This window comes from Bacillus massiliigorillae (assembly GCF_000380245.2).
Taxonomy (GTDB): domain Bacteria; phylum Bacillota; class Bacilli; order Bacillales; family DSM-1321; genus Bacillus_AD; species Bacillus_AD massiliigorillae.
In genome coordinates this window covers 1,722,278-1,739,886 of the sequence record NZ_HG428741.1, presented here as the reverse complement: position 1 = coordinate 1,739,886, position 17,609 = coordinate 1,722,278, and the positions used below count along the sequence as shown (strand labels likewise).

The window sequence follows — 17,609 nt, the reverse complement described above, 5'->3', positions numbered from 1 at the left end:
CATCACATAGTTTCCTACAGTATATACAATTCATCTACTAATCACATGAATCAAACCTATCAAAAAAACGATTCCTCAAGACGAAGAATCGTTCAATTAAAAATATATTCATCTTCATCTTCATCTTCTAGTTCAGCAAATACCTCAACTTCATCAACACGAATTTGTTTCTCTTCGTAGTCAACAAAACTTAGGACAGAATCATCCAATACTAGAATAGTTACCGTATCATCTTCATTAATTTTTGCTCTAAAAACAATATCTCCAGTTTCAAAGAAATTATTAACTATGAATACTTCACCTGTGTGAGGATGGAAGAAAGCTAATAAACTTTCAGAAGCAGTATTCTGTAATAGTTCCCATCCATTTGTTAATACAATAGCTAAATACTCCATTGCATGTTCAGTCATTTGAAAGACCTCCTACAATGTTAATATTAGGCTTATCATAAGCAAATTTAATAGAAATACCTTCAGATCCTCCATCAAGATCAACAGCTACCCCATTATTTGTTAACGTTAAATTAATAACTTCATTAGAGTATTTAATATCATAAAAGCGTACTTTATGCTCATGAGCTAGCACGATTATATCTTCACCCTTCGGAGTAGACATGATGAGATTATAGTCCCCAAAAGGTACAGTCACTGTTTCGAACTCTTGCTTTTTAATCTTCATCATCTATACCATATTCATCATCTGCATAAGCAGGATTAGCACTAATAGTGGCTGTATGTGTTTTGTGATTTACTGTAATGATTTTATCAAAAGATAAATGTAATATGACCAAACTTTCATCTTCTTCTACCATTAAAGTAGCCATTTTATCATGTTCCCTATCAACGATTAATAATGTTTCTTCATCTTCACTGCGGAATGCAGTCATTTCATTTTCTTCAGTTTGTTCAAGAATTATTGTCCATTTTCCGATTGTTGTCATAGTAAAATCCTCCGTAGATCCAAGCTGTCACAAACGTATTATAGCTTGAATACTACGAAGGTTCTATGCCATTTAGAAAAATTGTTATATTAGAATTATTTCGTTTGTTATTAGGCTAAATAATCTGAAATAATGACTTCAATATTATAAGGTGTTACATTGCCGTTAAAGGCAAAGATACAATCTGCTTCTTTCGGATTTTCTACGATTTCTCCTCTAGCTAATGTATGAAGAAGAAATAAATCATATAAGATAGGCTTTACTAATGACGTCATGGCTCTTCCCATTGCAATAATTCCAGTTTGATTGCCCTCTATATTATTTTCGTAAAATGGATGGCTTCTTAATGCTAAATCACACCAAATCATTTTTCTTTCTTGTAAGTCAATAATTACAGGAATAGAAATGGTTGAATTTGATGCTAAATCTAGTTTATCACCCACGGTTGATAACTCGATAATTTCACCAGAATTAGGTTCATTCCTCATCATCCAACCCGCAAATCTTCAGGTAGAGATATGAAGTGGTGATTTGTAAATAAGTATAATTGAGCTTCAATGTAACGCCCTCCATAATTTTTATATACAAGAAATTAAAGAAATGTTTTCTATATTCTAATTAGTGTATATTTAGTGGTAATAGTTTTTTAATTTTCAGTCTTTATTAAGAGGTGAATATATTGAAGTATGATGTCATTATTGTTGGGGCAGGGCTTGCAGGATTAGTCGCAGCATGTGAACTTACTGATGCGGGTAAGCATGTTTTGCTTTTGGACCAAGAGCCAGAAGTATCATTAGGCGGTCAAGCATGGTGGTCGTTTGGAGGTCTATTTCTCGTTGATTCCCCGGAACAAAGAAGAATGGGTATTAAAGATTCTAAGGAATTAGCTTGGCAAGATTGGCTTGGCTCTGCTGGGTTTGATCGAGATTATGAGGATTATTGGGGTAAGCAATGGGCAAAGGCTTATGTTGATTTTGCGGCTGGTGAGAAACGTGAATGGCTTCATAGTTTGGGTGTTCGATTCTTCCCCGTTGTTGGATGGGCAGAACGTGGTGGCTATACAGCAGAGGGACATGGCAATTCAGTGCCAAGATTTCATATCGTTTGGGGTACAGGTCCTGGATTAGTTCAGCCTTTTGAAGCAAAAGTTCGTCAAGCAATAGACAGAGGAATAGTTGATTATCGGCCACGTCATCGAGTTGATGAACTGCTAACAGATGATGGTACTGTTATTGGTGTACGTGGAAGTATTCTTGAACCTAGTAGTGTAGGGCGTGGTGAAGGTAGTTCTCGTGTAATCATTGGTGATTTCGAATTTCAAGCAGAAGCCATAATTGTATCTAGCGGTGGTATCGGTGCAAACTTTGACCTTATACGGAAAAATTGGCCAACTCGACTTGGTGAGCCACCTAAGCAGATGATTTCTGGAGTGCCTGAGCATGTAGACGGTAGAATGTTAGCAATTACAGAGCGTGCAGGTGGTCGAATTGTGAATCGTGATCGTATGTGGCATTATACTGAAGGATTAAAGAATTGGAATCCTGTTTGGGCTAAGCACGCTATTCGTATTATTCCAGGCCCCTCTTCCCTTTGGTTTGACGCCACGGGACAACGGTTTCCAGCTCCTAATTTTCCTGGATTTGATACATTGGGAACGCTCGAAGCTATTCAGCGCACAGGCTATGATTATTCTTGGTTTATTCTTACTCAAAAAATTATAGAAAAAGAATTTGCTCTATCAGGAAGTGAACAAAATCTCGATCTTACAGAAAAAAGTATTAAAAAAGTATTATCGCGAGCGCTTCCAGGCGCCCCCCCTGCTGTACAAGCATTTATGGATAAAGGTGAAGATTTTGTAGTTGCTAATAACCTTCTTGAATTAGTTGCAGGAATGAATAAACTTGTTGGAAATAATCTGATACGCTACGAAGACATTGAACGACAAATTTTGGCTCGTGATCGTGAGATGGATAATAAGTTTACGAAAGATCTACAGATTACTGCACTACGTGGAGCACGACAATATATTGGAGATAAGCTTATTAGAGTAGCCTCCCCCCATAAGTTTTTAGACCCCAAAAATGGTCCATTAATTGCTGTTCGGCTCAATATTCTAAGTAGGAAAACCCTTGGCGGCTTACAAACTAATTTATCTGGTCAAGTTTTAAATTCATTAGGTTCACCTATTAAAGGCTTATATGCGGCTGGAGAAGTATCCGGTTTTGGTGGCGGGGGTGTTCATGGGTACCGCTCCCTTGAAGGCACGTTTGTTGGAGGATGTCTATTCACAGGGCGACAAGCAGGTCGAGCACTTGTAAAAGAATTAATATAGATAAAAAGCAAACGTTTAAATTATTTTCTAAACGTTTGCTTTTTATTTTACTTCCTCCTTTTTCGAATAGAGTAATAGAAGTATTTATTTCAAAAATCTCGAATAAAATGAAATAAATTCTCTACTCAAAGGAGGTGTTTTTATCTTCTGGAATAAGTTAAACAAACAGCAAAAGCTCCCCGCTTCTCTATTAAAAATAAAAAATGATTTAATAATGACTGATGTGCCAAATGACAAGAAGCATGTTATTTCATCGAAAGAAAAGAAACTTATCGAAAATATAAAAGCCCAAACTAATGCTTTAAACAGTAACAACATAACTAGAACGAAAGCCTATTTAGATTTTTATCAGCGCCACACTGAAATTCATTGGGCCTTTTTAGGTCATATGGTTTCACGTAATGGTGGCTGGAATATGACTGATTTAAATGGAACATTACTATCACGTCTACTTTCAAGTAAACAACGAACGTCATTTTTTACTTTTTTGGAACGTGGAAATTGGCTTATCTTTCAAGATGCTTATCCTCAATTTTTACTATATGAAGAATCTTTAAAACAAGGAAAAAATCTCTTTCACCTTCTTCCCTATTTTCATGTATCAATCTTTATGAGAATCATTTGGAACCATTTCTATTTAAAACGAGATTCATATATTCTTACTATTGCTTTAATCATTAATGAGCAAAGTTATTTAGAGTTAAGGGTCATTCAAAACCCTTCTTATAAAAAAACAATCTTTAATACACTGGAATATCAATTGCAAGATTTACTATCGATGAATCAGATTCTATTTCCATTTCATAAAGATGGAAACGTAAAGTTAATTGGAGCAACACTTCATCATTTTCAAAATTTACATAAGCGTATTTTATTAGGAAAACGATTATATTCCATTCTCTTTAATAATCCTAGTAACTTGAAGTTAGTAGAGCGGTTTGCATACGCTACTCCACACACAGGTTCTAGAAAAGATTATTGGTCTCATATTTTTAATGATGTTGATGAAAGTGTCCCTTGGAATAAATTAAAACCTAGACTAAGATCTTGTCGGTTAAATGCAGGTGCAGCACGTTTCTATAGCCCTAAATTAGAATACGCTTGGAAGAATTACAATCATGCTAGTGCAGAAATTATTGATTGGTATGAAGATTGGCAGATTATAAATTATCTAATCCATGCCGAAGAAAATGTATTAGGAGAGATCGAAGATGAATATTGTCAAACAATCGAAAATATCGAGCTTGCAGCAATTGCCAAAAAAACGTTCTTCTCATTTGATTTGTAAACTAACGAAGTTTCTACCCGCAATGCTTCTTGCTTCCTTGCTTGGAACGTATTTAGACCTTTTTTTTGTTGGAAAAGGCTTATATGTGTTTCCTAAGCGATTATTTCCCGATGTTTTTACTATTAATATTGTATTTACTTTATTCGCTCTCCCACTTTTTATTGCTTTGTTTCTATACATCAGTAAAAAAATAAATTCGTGGGCTAGAGCAGCGCTTATTTTGGTCTTGAGTTTTATCATGTCGATTATAGAGAAGCAATCTGAAACATTTGGTTTTTTTATACATCATAAATCATGGGAGCATATATATTCTTTCTATGGCTATATATTGTTTTTAATAATTATTTATTCATTCCATCATTGGCAAAATAAGCAATAACCTTTAAAAAATAGACTAACTATATACGTCTTAGCAAGCTAGAATAGTGAAATTTACAAATAAGAGTGAAAAATTCCCGAAATAGCTAATCGATTATTAATTAAAGTGAAGATTTTTAAATTTTTTTCAAAAAAATTGTTTAATAATGTAGGATATTCCGAGAATTAGTGTTAAAATGAGCAATAATTCAAATAATTTTGATATAATTGATAACTTTATAAATGGAGATGATTTTGCATGACTGAATTACGTAGCAACATGATTAAGCAAGGTGTAGACCGTGCTCCACATCGAAGCTTGCTTAGAGCAGCTGGCGTTAAAGAAGAAGACTTTGGCAAACCGTTTATTGCCGTTTGTAATTCCTATATTGATATTGTTCCAGGACATGTTCATTTACAGGAATTCGGAAAGATTGTAAAAAAAGCAATTCGTGAAGCTGGTGGTGTTCCATTTGAATTCAATACAATCGGAGTAGATGATGGTATTGCAATGGGACATATCGGTATGCGTTATTCTTTACCTAGCCGTGAGATTATTGCTGATTCGATTGAAACAGTTGTTTCTGCTCACTGGTTCGACGGAATGGTTTGTATTCCAAACTGCGATAAAATCACTCCAGGTATGATGATGGCTGCACTTCGTGTTAATATTCCAAGTATTTTCGTAAGTGGTGGTCCGATGAAAGCTGGTAAAGACAGCGAAGGTAACGCTCTATCTCTTACATCTGTATTCGAAGGTGTTGGAGCATATCAAGCTGGACAAATTGATGAAGCTAGATTACAAGAAATTGAAACAGTAGCTTGTCCTACATGTGGTTCATGTTCAGGTATGTTCACAGCTAACTCAATGAACTGTTTAGCAGAAGGCTTAGGTTTAGCGCTACCTGGCAACGGAACAATTCTAGCTATCTCTGAAGATCGTAAAGAATTTGTGAAAAAATCAGCGAAGCAATTAATGGAATTAATCAAAAAAGATATTAAGCCTCGTGACATTGTAACAATCGATGCAATTGATAATGCATTTGCATTAGATATGGCAATGGGTGGTTCAACTAATACCGTATTACATACCCTTGCATTAGCTCATGAAGCAGGCATTGAATATCCAATGGAGCGTATTAATGAAATTGCTGAGCGTGTACCTCACCTTGCAAAAATTGCTCCAGCATCAGATTATCATATTGAAGATGTGCATAATGCTGGTGGTGTAAGTGCTATTATCAATGAGTTATTGAAAAAACCAGGCGCGTTTAACGGAGATTGCCTATCAGTAAGTAGCAAAACAATTCGTGAAAATGTAGCAGGTGCTGATATTCTAGATAAAGATGTTATTCATCCATTAGATAATCCACATTCTGAAAAAGGTGGACTTGCAGTATTATTCGGCAACTTAGCTCCACTTGGATCAATCGTAAAAGTTGGTGCAGTTGATCCTTCTGTAGGTGGATACCATAAAGGACCTGCAATTTGCTTTGATTCTCAAGAAGATGCATTATCAGGCATTATCACAGGTAAAGTTCAAGAAGGTCATGTAGTTGTTATTCGTTATGAAGGACCTAAAGGAGGACCAGGTATGCCAGAAATGCTTGCTCCTACTTCACAAATTGTTGGTCGTGGCTTAGGCGCTAAAGTTGGTTTAATTACTGATGGACGCTTCTCTGGTGCATCTCGTGGTATTAGTATCGGCCACATCTCTCCTGAAGCAGCTGAAGGCGGTCCAATCGCATTCGTTGAAGATGGTGATATTATCGAATTAGATATGAATAACCGTACTATTCAATTAGAAATCTCTGATGAAGAAATGGCAAAACGTAAAGCCAACTGGAAAGGCTTCGAACCAAAAGTAAAAACAGGTTACTTAGCTCGATATTCTAAACTTGTTACTTCTGCTAATACTGGTGGAGTAATGAAAATTTAAGATAACTACCAAAAAAAACGCAACCTCCTATTTTTTAAGGTTGCGTTTTTCTTATGCAGAGATTGTTTCAAAATTTGTTTGGTACCTTTCTATTACCTTACTAAATAGTGATGCTAACACTTGTTGAAACAGCATTCCAAATACAACTGGCATAGCCACTTTTGCTGGAAAATAAGTACTTGCTACAACAACACCAACAGCGATATTTCTCATACCTCCAGTAAATACGAGAGTTATAACATGACGTTTGTCTTTCCAAAGAATATGACCGATGATTAAAGCAAACGTATAGCCAGATGCTGCAAGGAAGAAAACAACTAAAACGATACCTACCAGTTCCCATGTGAAATTTTTCAAATAAGGAGAAATGGCACTACTATTAATCATGACAATACTGAAAATACATAGCTTAGAAAATGGTGCGAGTTTTTTACTAAGTGTTATCTCAATCTTCCCTTTTGTTAGTTCATTTAATAGAACACCTGTAATCGATGGCAGTACAATCATCCAAAGTAAATTGATTATAAGCGAAGATGTGTCAATAGAAATGGATTCACCAACAACAATATGCAATAAAGTAGGCATAATAAGCGGCGATAATAGTGTATCAATCAATATTATGGATAAACATAACGGAAGATTACCACGGCATATACTCACCCAAATGAAACTGGTAATGCCTGTTGGTACAGCCATTGAGATAATAAAGCCAATTGTTAGTAAATGATCGTGAAAGATTGCTGTTGCTACAAAGTACGCCCAAACAGGCATAAGAATATGTAAGAATGCGATGGTAAATAATATAATAGTATGATATTTAGTAAAGCTCTTTACATCCTTAAAGTTCATACTTAAGCTACTAGAAAACGTCATAAATGCGAAGAGCCATGGAACTAAAAATAAAAAAGAATTTCCAATATTGTCAAACAATGCACCTACCACAAGACTAAGCGGTGTCAAAATAGGCATCCATTTTTGTAGGTTTTTATTCAAACTAGCTAGCAAAGTTTACTCCTCTTTTCCTTACTTAATTACATGCATTTGAGTATACACCTCTCTTTAGTAGTCTGTCTATTCTGTATATTTACACGAGAGATTTTTCAGTATATTTATACAAAATCACTAAAAATTATCCCTTTTTGTCTACAAATTAAAAATAAGATTAAAATGAGACTGATTTCGAACGAAAAATAGCGTAAAAAGGCGTCCCGAAAGTGATTTCAATCACTTTTGGGACGCCTAAGTCATTATAAAATACTAAATTGATCATTCTTTAAATCTGTAATAAACATATAGCCAGGAGCATGAGTTATCATAATCTCTGGTTTTACATGCATAGCTACTGCTTGCGGAGTAACTCCACAAGCCCAGAAAACAGGTATTTCTCCCTGCTTAATAGTAACAGCATCTCCAAAGTCTGGTTTGTTAATATTTTGAATACCTATTACTTCAGGTTTACCAACATGAACGGGCGCTCCATGAACAGATGGAAAACGACTAGTAATTTGTATAGCTCGAATCGCATCCTTTTCCAACATTGGACGCATACTTACGACCATTGGTCCCTCGAAATGTCCTGCTTTAATGCTTTGTATATTCGTTTGATACATAGGCACATTGCAGTTTTCTTCGATATGTCTAATAGGAATACCATTTTTTAAAAGAGCTTCTTCAAAAGTAAAACTACAACCAATTAAGAATCCAACCATGTTGTCGTCCCAAACAGAAGTAACATCGGTTAGTTCTTCTGTTAGCTCTCCTTTTCGGAATACTCTATATTTCGGAATATCAGTTTTTATATTGGCATTAGGAGCTGATAATATTGGTACACCAGAACCTGGTTCAGTAACATCAATAATTGGACATGATTTAGGATTTCTTTGGGCAAATAAAAGAAAATCAAATGCCTGTTCCTTAGGTAATACTGCTAAGTTTGCTTGAATATAGCCTTTTGCCAAACCAGTAGTAGGCTTAATCCATTTATTATTTCGAATAAGTTCTCTAATTTGCTTTGGTGATTTATTTTCCAACCTTAGGTCCCTCCTAATAGTTTATTTAAATAATTGTGGAATACCGTCAATTAATGTTACTACTCCCATATAAGCCATTGTAATTACTATAAGGACGCCAAATATCGTCATCCATAAAGGATGCTTATAATCCCCTACAATACTCTTTTTGTAGACAGCAATAAGCATAACACCTAGTGCAATTGGTAAGATTAACCCATTTACAGAACCAGCTAATAAAAGAATATTAACTGGCTTACCAACCAAGACAAATACTGTAGTAGAGATAACGATAAAACCCATTACGAACCACTTTTGATATTTATCAACTGTCTTGCTAAACGTTTTAATAAAAGAAACGGAAGTATATGCGGCACCTATAACGGAAGTAACAGCAGCTGCCCAAATGATGATACCGAACATTTTATAACCAACATTACCTGCAGCATGCTGGAATACAGAAGCAGCTGGATTATTTGAATCTAATGGCAGACCTTGAGTGACAATTCCTAGAGCAGCTAAAAATAAGAATATTCTCATGATAGATGCAATTCCAATTGCACTTACTGCACTTTTTGTAACCTCAGGTAATGCTTTTTGTCCTTTAATTCCAGCATCAATTAGTCTGTGTCCACCAGCAAAAGTAATATAGCCCCCTACTGTCCCCCCTACTAATGTAACTATTGCTAAAAGATTAATTTCATCTGGGATAAATGATTTTACTACCGCTTCACCAACTGGCGGCTTAGCAGTAAACATAACGTATACCATGAGAATAATCATGACAAAACCCATGATTTGTGCGAAGCGATCCATCGCCTTTCCAGCTTCACGTACTAGAAAAATACATAAGGCGATAATCCCACTGATTAATGCTCCCATTTCTGGAGATACACCGAATATTACATTTACACCTAAACCTGCTCCAGCGATATTTCCTATATTAAAGGCGAGGCCTCCTAATACAATTAGCGCTGCTAGAAAATAACCTAAGCCTGGTAAAACGTCATTTGCGATATCTTGAGCTCGTTTTTCAGAAACAGCAATAATTCGCCATATATTCATTTGAGCTCCTATATCAATGATAATGGAGATTAAAATAACAAAACCAAAGCTTGCCAGAAGCTGTTCTGTGAAAACGGTGGTTTGTGTTAAGAAACCCGGACCAATTGCTGAGGTTGCCATCAGGAAGGCGGCTCCTAATAATAAACTCGTATGAGACTGTTTTTTCATATGTATTTCCTCCTGTTCAGTTGTCATAGATCAAAAGATGTTAAGTGCGGATAGTTCATTATGTTAAGTATGAGAAGAAAAATTGAAGAAAAATATATTATTTTAAGAATTCGGCTATTTTAAGAATATTAATATCAGCGTTCTGAAGTGTAGTTGAAATATATTTTGCGAAATCTAAAGCACTCTCACCATCACCATGTATACAAATGGTATTTGCTTCAATGGCTATTTCCGTTCCTTGTAGTGATTGGACTTTTCCTTCTTTTATCATTTTAATAACTTGTTTAACAGCTACATCACTCTCTTTTATAAGTGCATTGCTATTGTTTCTTGATGTTAATGTTCCATCATGCTGATATGTTCGATCAGAAAATACTTCATTGGCTGAGCACAAACCAATTCGTTTTCCGGCCTTCACAAGTTCACTTCCTGAAAGGCCAAATAATATTAATTCAGGATTCACTTTATAAATCGCTTCAGCGATTGCTTCTGATAGTGCTGTATTTGTTGAAGCCATATTATATAGCGCGCCATGGGGCTTTACATGCTGTAATACTCCACCTTCCGCTTTAACAAATGCATACAATGCACCTATTTGATAAGTAACGATGTCATACACTTCCTGTGGTGATACATTCATATTTCTTCGACCAAACCCTACTAAATCTTGAAATCCAGGATGTGCGCCAATCGCTACATTTTTTTCTAAAGCTAATTGTACCGTTTTCCGCATTGTTGTTGGATCACCAGCATGAAATCCACATGCTATATTGATTGAAGTAATATGATCTAGTATTTCTTCATCTCGTCCCATTTTATAAGCTCCAAAGCTTTCTCCCATATCACAGTTAATATCAACATAAGCCATATGCTTTCTCCTCCTAATGTAATTTGAAATTTATTGCTTTCTTTAAAATATTCATCTTTATTTCTCGTCTTAGATAGAGTTTTTGAGCTTCTTCATGACTAACTTGAAGAAATCTCAGCTTGTCTCCTGGCTTTGCCTGAGCCAAATGAGGTAAATCGACAGAAACGACTTGAGCAATTTTAGGATAACCTCCAGTCGTTTGCCGATCAGCCAATAAAATGATAGGGTTTCCTTCAGCTGGGACTTGAATAGTGCCAAAGCTAACTGCTTCAGAAATCATTTCTTTTTTGTTTTTCAATGTTAGATGAGGACCCTTTAATCTATAACCCATTCTATCTGAACTTATTGATATTTCGAAATCTTCCGAAAAAAACACATTCAAACTATCTTCACTAAACAAATGATATTGTCGTCCTTGGATTACTCTAATTATTTTATTTGAGTTTAAATTAGGAACTAGCTTTGTAGTTGGTCTCCAATTATTACGTATATTAATATGTAGGGGTAAATGTGTTAATTGTATTTGGTCATTTTTTCGCAAAGCTCTACCCTTGAAACCACCTATTTTTCCTCTTAAGTATGTAGATTTACTATTCATTATTTCAGAAATTGCAAAACCACCTGAAACAGATAAATAGGCTCTACATCCTCTCTTAGCAGATCCTATTGTTAATATGTTCCCTCTTTTCACAATGACGGGCTTCCACATCGAAATTAATTTTCCATCTAATAAAGGAGAGAAATCTGCTCCACATAAAGCAATTACTACGTCTTGTTCAAATTGTAGCGTAGGTCCCACTAATGTAATTTCCATTACTGCTTCATCTTCTTTATTTCCAACTAACATATTGGCTATCCGATGTGATAGTGGATCCATTGCTCCGCTTGCAATAACTCCATATTTTTGAAACCCAAAACGACCTAAATCTTGTATCGTCGTTAGGAGCCCAGGTTTTAAGACCGTAATCATATATGTTGCCCCTCCAATTCTAAAAATTCAGTGTAGCTTATAGATTTAAATTTTATGATGTCACCAGATTTGAGCATTGTAGGAGGATTTTGATTAGGTAAAAATAAAGGTAATGGAGTCTGTCCAATAATTTGCCATCCTCCAGGTGTTTCTATAGGATAAATGCCAGTCTGCTCACCAGCAATTCCTACGGATCTTGGAGGTATTGATAATCTAGGAGATTGTCTTCGTGGTGTGGCTATTTTTTCACTCAGACCTCCTAAATATGGAAAGCCTGGTGCAAAACCAATCATATACACGAGATATTCTCCAGAAGAATGAATATGAATTACTTCATCGGTTGTTAAGTTGTTATATTCCGCCACATATTCTAAATCAGGCCCCAATTCCCCACCGTAATATACAGGAATCTCTACTACTCTAGGTTCTAACGTGTTATTCGTTTGTAAATTATTTAGTAGTTGGCTAATCTCATTGCAAACAAAATGGTATGGAAGTATGTAAGAATGTTTACTTAGTATTTTTATTGGGTCATAAAAAAGTGTAATAGTAGTGAATGCAGGAATATATTCTATCAGCCATTCTGGCATAGATTCTTCAATGAAAGTTGAGATAATTTGTACTTTTTGTTGGATATCTGGATGGATTACTTGACCAAACTCGATTAATATAGCTCGATCTCCAAGTGGATAAAGCGAATAATTCAACTTTGGCACCCCCTTTGGGTTGATGATATCAGAAAAGATAGTTTTGTATAAAGATACAATGGATTGAAAGTGTATTGTTTTAATTATACTAAAATAATTTAAAAAATCAATTCTATTTTGTATTTTCTGTTATATTAATGGTGTTTTATAGAGGATTATCGACATTTATTTTAAGTAATTCCATAAAATATTAAAAGAATGCGACAAAATATACATTGAATTCCCAAGGGACAAATCTATGGATGAATAAAATAATGCATATTTTCCAACCTCCTATATAGTTAAAAACCGTAAAGCATCCCAATAACTTTGTGGTTTTTACTTTTATTTATCTAATTTGTTTTGCTGTTTCTTCATGTTCTGTTCGTAATACATTTTTGCGATTCTTATTAGTAAATTTTTTCTTCTAAAGAGTTCATTCTTTTCACACCATCATCACATATGTGGACTTTAGTATAGTATGTATAATTATCCCTGTTAATGTCACCGAGTAATAGTCTTTATTACTGAAAATCATATTATGAGCACAGTATAAAACTATCAAAAACGAAATTGACTGATTTGGTCAATAGACTTATACTTAGTGTATTGACTAATATAGTCAATACACTTTCAAGAAGGAGGTGCTGTAAGATGAATGACAAATTCAGAAACTTACCAAAAGAAAAACAAGACCGAATTTTAAATGGTGCTATTTCGATTTTCGGTAAACACGAATATAAAAAAGCAACTACGGATGAAATTATTACTAGCGCTGGTATTTCAAAAGGTTTACTTTTTCATTATTTTGGTTCCAAGAAGAAGCTTTATCTAAGTTTATTTGAATACTGTATCGAATATTGTGTAAATATCATGAATGATTCGATGGATCAAAGTGAAACTGATTTCTTTGAAATACTAAGAATAACGACATGCAGTAAATTAAAAATCATTCAGCAATACCCTGCTATTTTTGATTTTCTAATGCGTGTATATCATGAAACAGCATCAGAAGTTATCGAAGAAGTTAATACTGAAAGTAATAAGCTATCACAAGAATTTATCGCTTCTTTGTTCCAAAATGTTGATTACAGTAAATTTAAAGAGCATATGAATCTTGAAATGATTATAAATACAATTACATGGGCTGCAAAAGGATTTGTTGACCAAAAGAATCAACAAGGGGAAATTAATCCAGAACAAATTATAGAGGAATTTGATGCTTATTTACAAATGTATCGCCAAGCTTTTTATAAGGAGGAATATGTATGAAAAACGCAATTGAGATTAAAGGTTTAACGAAGCTTTATGGAAAAGAACGCGGCATTCAAGACATTGATTTAAACATTAAAGAAGGCGAAATCTTTGGATTTATTGGACCCAATGGTGCTGGAAAATCAACTACAATTCGTACATTACTTTCTCTTATATACCCTACTAGTGGTACAGCAACGATATTCGGTAAAGATTGCATCAAACATGCTAGTGAAATAGCGAAAGATATTGGTTACCTACCGAGTGAAGTTTTCTATTATGACAATATGAAGGTGAAGGATTTATTAAAGTACTCTGCTTCCTTCTATAAAAAAGATTGTAGTGCAAGAACGAAAGAATTATGTGAAATTTTAGAGCTTGATCCTAATAGAAAGATTGAAGATTTATCTTTTGGAAATCGAAAAAAAGTCGGTATTATTCAAGGCTTATTACATAGTCCCAAACTCATTATTCTTGATGAACCTACCGGCGGCTTAGATCCATTAATGCAAAATAAATTCTTTGAACTCATTAAAGAAGAAAATAAAAAAGGAGCGACCATCTTCTTCTCATCTCACATTTTATCCGAGGTTCAAAAGCTATGTGACCGAGTTGGATTTATTAAAGATGGCAAAATCATTAAATTAGAAACGATTGCCGCATTAAGAGAAAATAGTTATAAAAAAATCACTCTAGAAGCAGATACATCAATTGATGCCGAGATTTTCGAAATGGAAGGTGTCACACAGCTTGAAGTGATTGAAACACATGCTTCCTTTATCTTTAAAGGTAATATTAATGAATTAGTAGCTAAAATTAGTACTCTTTCATTAATCAATCTCGATATTACTGAACCAGATTTAGAAGAGATTTTCATGCACTACTACGATAAGGAATAAAGGAGGCCGTTCTTATGAATGTTTTAAAATATGAAATGAAAATCAATATGAAATCAACAATCGTTTGGGCTATTGCACTTGGCTTGCTTGGTTTTGTTTTCATTTCAATTTTCCCTGCATATACAAGTGATGTAGAAGCGCTTAAAACATTAATGGCGAGCTATCCACCTGAGGTGTTAAAGGCGTTTGGTTTAGGTAACGCTGGTATTGAAACGTTCAATGGATTTTATAGCTTCTGCGTTGTCTATTTAATTTTTGTTGGTGCGATTCAAGCTCTTATTTTAGGAATTAATGTAATCTCTAAGGAAAAAACACGTAAAACGAGTGACTTTCTTTTTACAAAACCAATGAATCGACTGCAAATTTTAGGAGAAAAGTTCATTACAGTATTTATTTGTATTATCTTCACAAATATTATTTATCTTATTGTCACCTACTTTGCGGCGATTACTTATGTAGAAAAAATTGATTGGAACGTATTTTTCTTACTCGTTGGTGCCCTTTTCTTTACACAAATTATGTTTTTAAGCTTTGGTTTTTTCATGGGCTGCCTTTTTAATAAAATTAAATCGCCAGTTACAATAGGAATCGGTATTGGTGCATTGTTTTTTGCACTTGAAATGGTTGCGAATATGTATAATGATACAGCATTAAAATATTTATCACCTATGAGTTATTTAAATCCTAGTTATATTGTTGATCATCACTCCTATGAAGTGTCGACGTTTATTACAGGTACAATTCTTACCCTTTGTTTTATCGTACTGGGTTTTTATCTGTATAAAACAAAAGACATTAATGCTTAAGGGAGGAGAAATAAGATGAGTTTATTATTTCATGAGTGGAAAGCGAATTTTAAATCATTATGTCTTTGGCTAATTGGTACGATGGTTTTAATTGGAATTAGTGTTGCCAAATCGATGGGTATGACAAATGATAACGGACAATCAATGACAGACTTATTAGAGCAGATGCCAAAATCGATGCAAGCCTTATTCGGTGTTGGTATGGTGGATTTCACGAATATTACCGGTATCTTTTCTGTTATTTTTCTATATATTGCTGTTATAGCAGCTTTTCATGCTTCTAGCATGGGTACTTCTATCTTTTCAAAAGAAGAACGAGATCGAACTTTTGAATTTTTATATGTAAAAGGAATGAAACGTTCTCAAATATTGAGTTATAAACTATTAATATGCATGATTAATATGTTTCTACTAAATACCGTTACTTTCTTATATAGCGTATTACTAGTGAAAGTAATTGATAAAACGAATATTTTTCATGACCTATTGCCAATGATGACGGGTCTTTTGTTTATTCAGCTTATATTCTTTAGTATTGGTTTATTCATTTCCTTTCTTACAACAAGAACGAAAATGGCAAGTAATATCTCATTTGGGATTGTAATGGCGTGTTTATTCATGTCTATTTTCTCGGATTTAAGTAAAAAAGCGGATTTCTTCCGATATATCACCCCTTTCAAATATTTTGATGGAAAAATAATCTTACGAGATGGCCTTGATACTAAATATATTTGGGTTTGTGTAGCAGTCTCTATTGTTTGTGTTACTGGCTCCTTCATCTTGCATAATAAAAGAGATTTGAAATCTTAATAATTCAAAAAGCAATGGTGTATTGTATATATTTTTAAATAAGTTAAAAAAACCAGCAAACATGGTATTGAGCCATATTTGCTGGTTTTTTCATTTAGTATAATAGTTATTAATCTTACAAACTATTCTTAATCTATAGCTATATTCTTGTCGGTTCTAAATATGGAACATTTTTAGAACCAATATGTGACTCTTTCACTACTTTCATGAGATTTTCATATATATCTGCCCATGTATCATCTAAATTTAGAGTCATAACTTCCATTGTAGTCCGTTTATTCCAGCGATATATTTCGTTAATTGTGGTGCCGTTATACGGATAAATCAAAATTCCTCTTATGTCTTGGTCTTCTGCTTGATGCATCATGTACGTAAACAATTGATACATATTGTGACTATGAAATGATGATTTACCGAAGTTTTCTTGGAACATATTTTTGTAAAATTTCGCATCAATAATGATTTTTTTAGCTTCTTTTTTATGAGTTAATGAGACATCAGTTCGCATTGTTGGCAGTAAAGAACTATTTCCTTCTAAATTCCATTTCATCACTTCAGATGATACTGTATAGTTTTTTTGTTCAACTCGAAAAAAAGTTAATCAAAAACTTCTCAAAAATGTGATTAAGTGCTTTATCATCTATTTCTGCAGAAAATAAGCTCCAATTACCATGTTTATGAGACAATAATGTCAGTTCATGTAGCATTTTAGCAATATGAATCATTCGTTTATAATGATTCGTATGTCTTTTGAAATGGATGCGTGAAAACATTTCCTTTGTTAAAGCGATATCGTCAATCTCTGTTAACAATTCTAAGTCTATGAAACTTTTCACTCTAGTTTCTTCTTTTACGTAGCGATTTCGACATATAGCTTTCAAAGTTGCTTTCAGCACTTGATTCAGTAGTATATTATTGGAATACTCGTCTTTTTCACAAACCACAACAGGCTTCTTCGATATGATAAATGACATAGACTCATTCATCATGACGCGACCACCAAGTCGACTAGTTTCTTCTTTATTTACAATATAATCTTTTAACAATCCTCGTCGATGTAAATAGTGCACTTCGGTAAGAAACTGTTTCGCGATAAAATCATATGTGATTAAATCTTCATCAACATCGTTTAAGCTATTAACAAGCTCTGGCATTTCATTCATGTAGCTAAGTAAACAATAAAGATTACGAATTGGAACTTTAAAAAGCTGTTCCATT

General features: G+C 34.1%; 20 protein-coding genes. 8 read left to right on the top strand and 12 right to left on the bottom strand.

The features are described from left to right. Positions 1 to 92: 92 nt before the first annotated feature. The 4 genes from TX86_RS08035 to TX86_RS08020 all read right to left on the bottom strand — a co-directional run bounded on the left by TX86_RS08035 (position 93) and on the right by TX86_RS08020 (position 1,431). Positions 93 to 410 (bottom strand): hypothetical protein, encoded by a 318-nt coding sequence (locus TX86_RS08035; RefSeq protein ID WP_042347846.1) that lies wholly within the window; start codon positions 408 to 410, stop codon positions 93 to 95. Then, positions 403 to 681, bottom strand: coding sequence for a hypothetical protein (locus TX86_RS08030; RefSeq protein ID WP_154663082.1), 279 nt, complete (start codon positions 679 to 681; stop codon positions 403 to 405). The genes TX86_RS08035 and TX86_RS08030 overlap by 8 nt, the downstream gene beginning before the upstream one ends. Beyond that, the gene (locus TX86_RS08025; protein ID WP_042347842.1) at positions 668 to 940 is read right to left on the bottom strand and encodes a hypothetical protein; all 273 of its coding nucleotides are present in this window, start codon (positions 938 to 940) and stop codon (positions 668 to 670) included. The genes TX86_RS08030 and TX86_RS08025 overlap by 14 nt, the downstream gene beginning before the upstream one ends. A 110-nt stretch (positions 941 to 1,050) precedes the next feature. After that, a complete protein-coding gene (locus TX86_RS08020; protein ID WP_081707606.1) occupies positions 1,051 to 1,431 on the bottom strand; it encodes a hypothetical protein in 381 nt (126 codons plus the stop codon). A 188-nt stretch (positions 1,432 to 1,619) separates the two neighbouring features. Here TX86_RS08020 and TX86_RS08015 point away from each other — a divergent pair, with 188 nt between their 5' ends. The 4 genes from TX86_RS08015 to ilvD all read left to right on the top strand — a co-directional run bounded on the left by TX86_RS08015 (position 1,620) and on the right by ilvD (position 6,856). Continuing rightward, positions 1,620 to 3,272, top strand: a complete 1,653-nt coding sequence (locus TX86_RS08015) for an FAD-binding dehydrogenase (RefSeq protein ID WP_042347840.1) — start codon at positions 1,620 to 1,622, stop codon at positions 3,270 to 3,272. Between the two features lie 214 nt (positions 3,273 to 3,486). Then, complete coding sequence (locus TX86_RS08010) at positions 3,487 to 4,560, top strand: DUF2515 domain-containing protein (protein WP_081707605.1); 1,074 nt, start codon at positions 3,487 to 3,489, stop codon at positions 4,558 to 4,560. Further along, complete coding sequence (locus tag TX86_RS08005) at positions 4,484 to 4,939, top strand: CBO0543 family protein (protein WP_052343592.1); 456 nt, start codon at positions 4,484 to 4,486, stop codon at positions 4,937 to 4,939. Before TX86_RS08010 ends, TX86_RS08005 begins: the two co-directional genes overlap by 77 nt. Before the next feature lie 237 nt (positions 4,940 to 5,176). After that, positions 5,177 to 6,856, top strand: a complete 1,680-nt coding sequence (gene ilvD, locus TX86_RS08000; RefSeq protein ID WP_042347835.1) for a dihydroxy-acid dehydratase — start codon at positions 5,177 to 5,179, stop codon at positions 6,854 to 6,856. A 51-nt stretch (positions 6,857 to 6,907) separates the two neighbouring features. Here ilvD and TX86_RS07995 read toward each other — a convergent pair whose 3' ends face one another. From TX86_RS07995 to pxpB, 6 genes are all read right to left on the bottom strand, one after another. After that, a complete protein-coding gene (locus TX86_RS07995; protein WP_042347833.1) occupies positions 6,908 to 7,861 on the bottom strand; it encodes a bile acid:sodium symporter family protein in 954 nt (317 codons plus the stop codon). A gap of 242 nt (positions 7,862 to 8,103) precedes the next feature. Next, complete coding sequence (locus TX86_RS07990; protein WP_042347831.1) at positions 8,104 to 8,886, bottom strand: putative hydro-lyase; 783 nt, start codon at positions 8,884 to 8,886, stop codon at positions 8,104 to 8,106. Positions 8,887 to 8,907: 21 nt separating this feature from the next. Beyond that, the gene (locus tag TX86_RS07985; RefSeq protein WP_042347828.1) at positions 8,908 to 10,098 is read right to left on the bottom strand and encodes an NRAMP family divalent metal transporter; all 1,191 of its coding nucleotides are present in this window, start codon (positions 10,096 to 10,098) and stop codon (positions 8,908 to 8,910) included. A 97-nt stretch (positions 10,099 to 10,195) separates the two neighbouring features. Further along, the gene (locus TX86_RS07980) at positions 10,196 to 10,966 is read right to left on the bottom strand and encodes a LamB/YcsF family protein (RefSeq protein ID WP_042347826.1); all 771 of its coding nucleotides are present in this window, start codon (positions 10,964 to 10,966) and stop codon (positions 10,196 to 10,198) included. Between the two features lie 13 nt (positions 10,967 to 10,979). Further along, complete coding sequence (locus TX86_RS07975) at positions 10,980 to 11,936, bottom strand: 5-oxoprolinase subunit C family protein (protein WP_042347822.1); 957 nt, start codon at positions 11,934 to 11,936, stop codon at positions 10,980 to 10,982. Further along, positions 11,933 to 12,643, bottom strand: coding sequence for a 5-oxoprolinase subunit PxpB (gene pxpB, locus TX86_RS07970; protein ID WP_052343591.1), 711 nt, complete (start codon positions 12,641 to 12,643; stop codon positions 11,933 to 11,935). The genes TX86_RS07975 and pxpB overlap by 4 nt, the downstream gene beginning before the upstream one ends. Before the next feature lie 633 nt (positions 12,644 to 13,276). On the opposite strand from pxpB, the gene TX86_RS07965 reads away from it, so the two are divergent. Genes TX86_RS07965 through TX86_RS07950 form a run of 4 tightly spaced genes read left to right on the top strand, consistent with a single transcriptional unit; the run spans position 13,277 to position 16,391 of the window. After that, positions 13,277 to 13,894: a TetR/AcrR family transcriptional regulator gene (locus TX86_RS07965; protein ID WP_042347818.1), complete on the top strand. Its 618-nt coding sequence runs from the start codon at positions 13,277 to 13,279 to the stop codon at positions 13,892 to 13,894. Next, positions 13,891 to 14,775 carry an ABC transporter ATP-binding protein gene (locus TX86_RS07960; RefSeq protein WP_042347816.1) on the top strand — a complete coding sequence of 295 codons (885 nt, stop codon included), beginning with the start codon at positions 13,891 to 13,893 and terminating at the stop codon, positions 14,773 to 14,775. The genes TX86_RS07965 and TX86_RS07960 overlap by 4 nt, the downstream gene beginning before the upstream one ends. Positions 14,776 to 14,789: 14 nt before the next feature. Beyond that, entirely contained in the window at positions 14,790 to 15,581 is a 792-nt protein-coding gene (locus tag TX86_RS07955) for an ABC transporter permease subunit (RefSeq protein ID WP_042347815.1), read from the top strand. A gap of 15 nt (positions 15,582 to 15,596) precedes the next feature. After that, positions 15,597 to 16,391 carry an ABC transporter permease subunit gene (locus TX86_RS07950; RefSeq protein ID WP_042347814.1) on the top strand — a complete coding sequence of 265 codons (795 nt, stop codon included), beginning with the start codon at positions 15,597 to 15,599 and terminating at the stop codon, positions 16,389 to 16,391. 139 nt (positions 16,392 to 16,530) lie between these two features. Here the strand turns inward: TX86_RS07950 and TX86_RS27395 are convergent, their stop codons facing one another. Next, on the bottom strand, positions 16,531 to 16,941 hold the full coding sequence (locus TX86_RS27395) for a 5-methylcytosine restriction system specificity protein McrC (RefSeq protein WP_268258257.1): 411 nt from the start codon (positions 16,939 to 16,941) through the stop codon (positions 16,531 to 16,533). A 31-nt stretch (positions 16,942 to 16,972) separates the two neighbouring features. Further along, positions 16,973 to 17,608, bottom strand: coding sequence for a 5-methylcytosine restriction system specificity protein McrC (locus TX86_RS27390; protein WP_042347810.1), 636 nt, complete (start codon positions 17,606 to 17,608; stop codon positions 16,973 to 16,975). Position 17,609 lies beyond the last annotated feature (1 nt).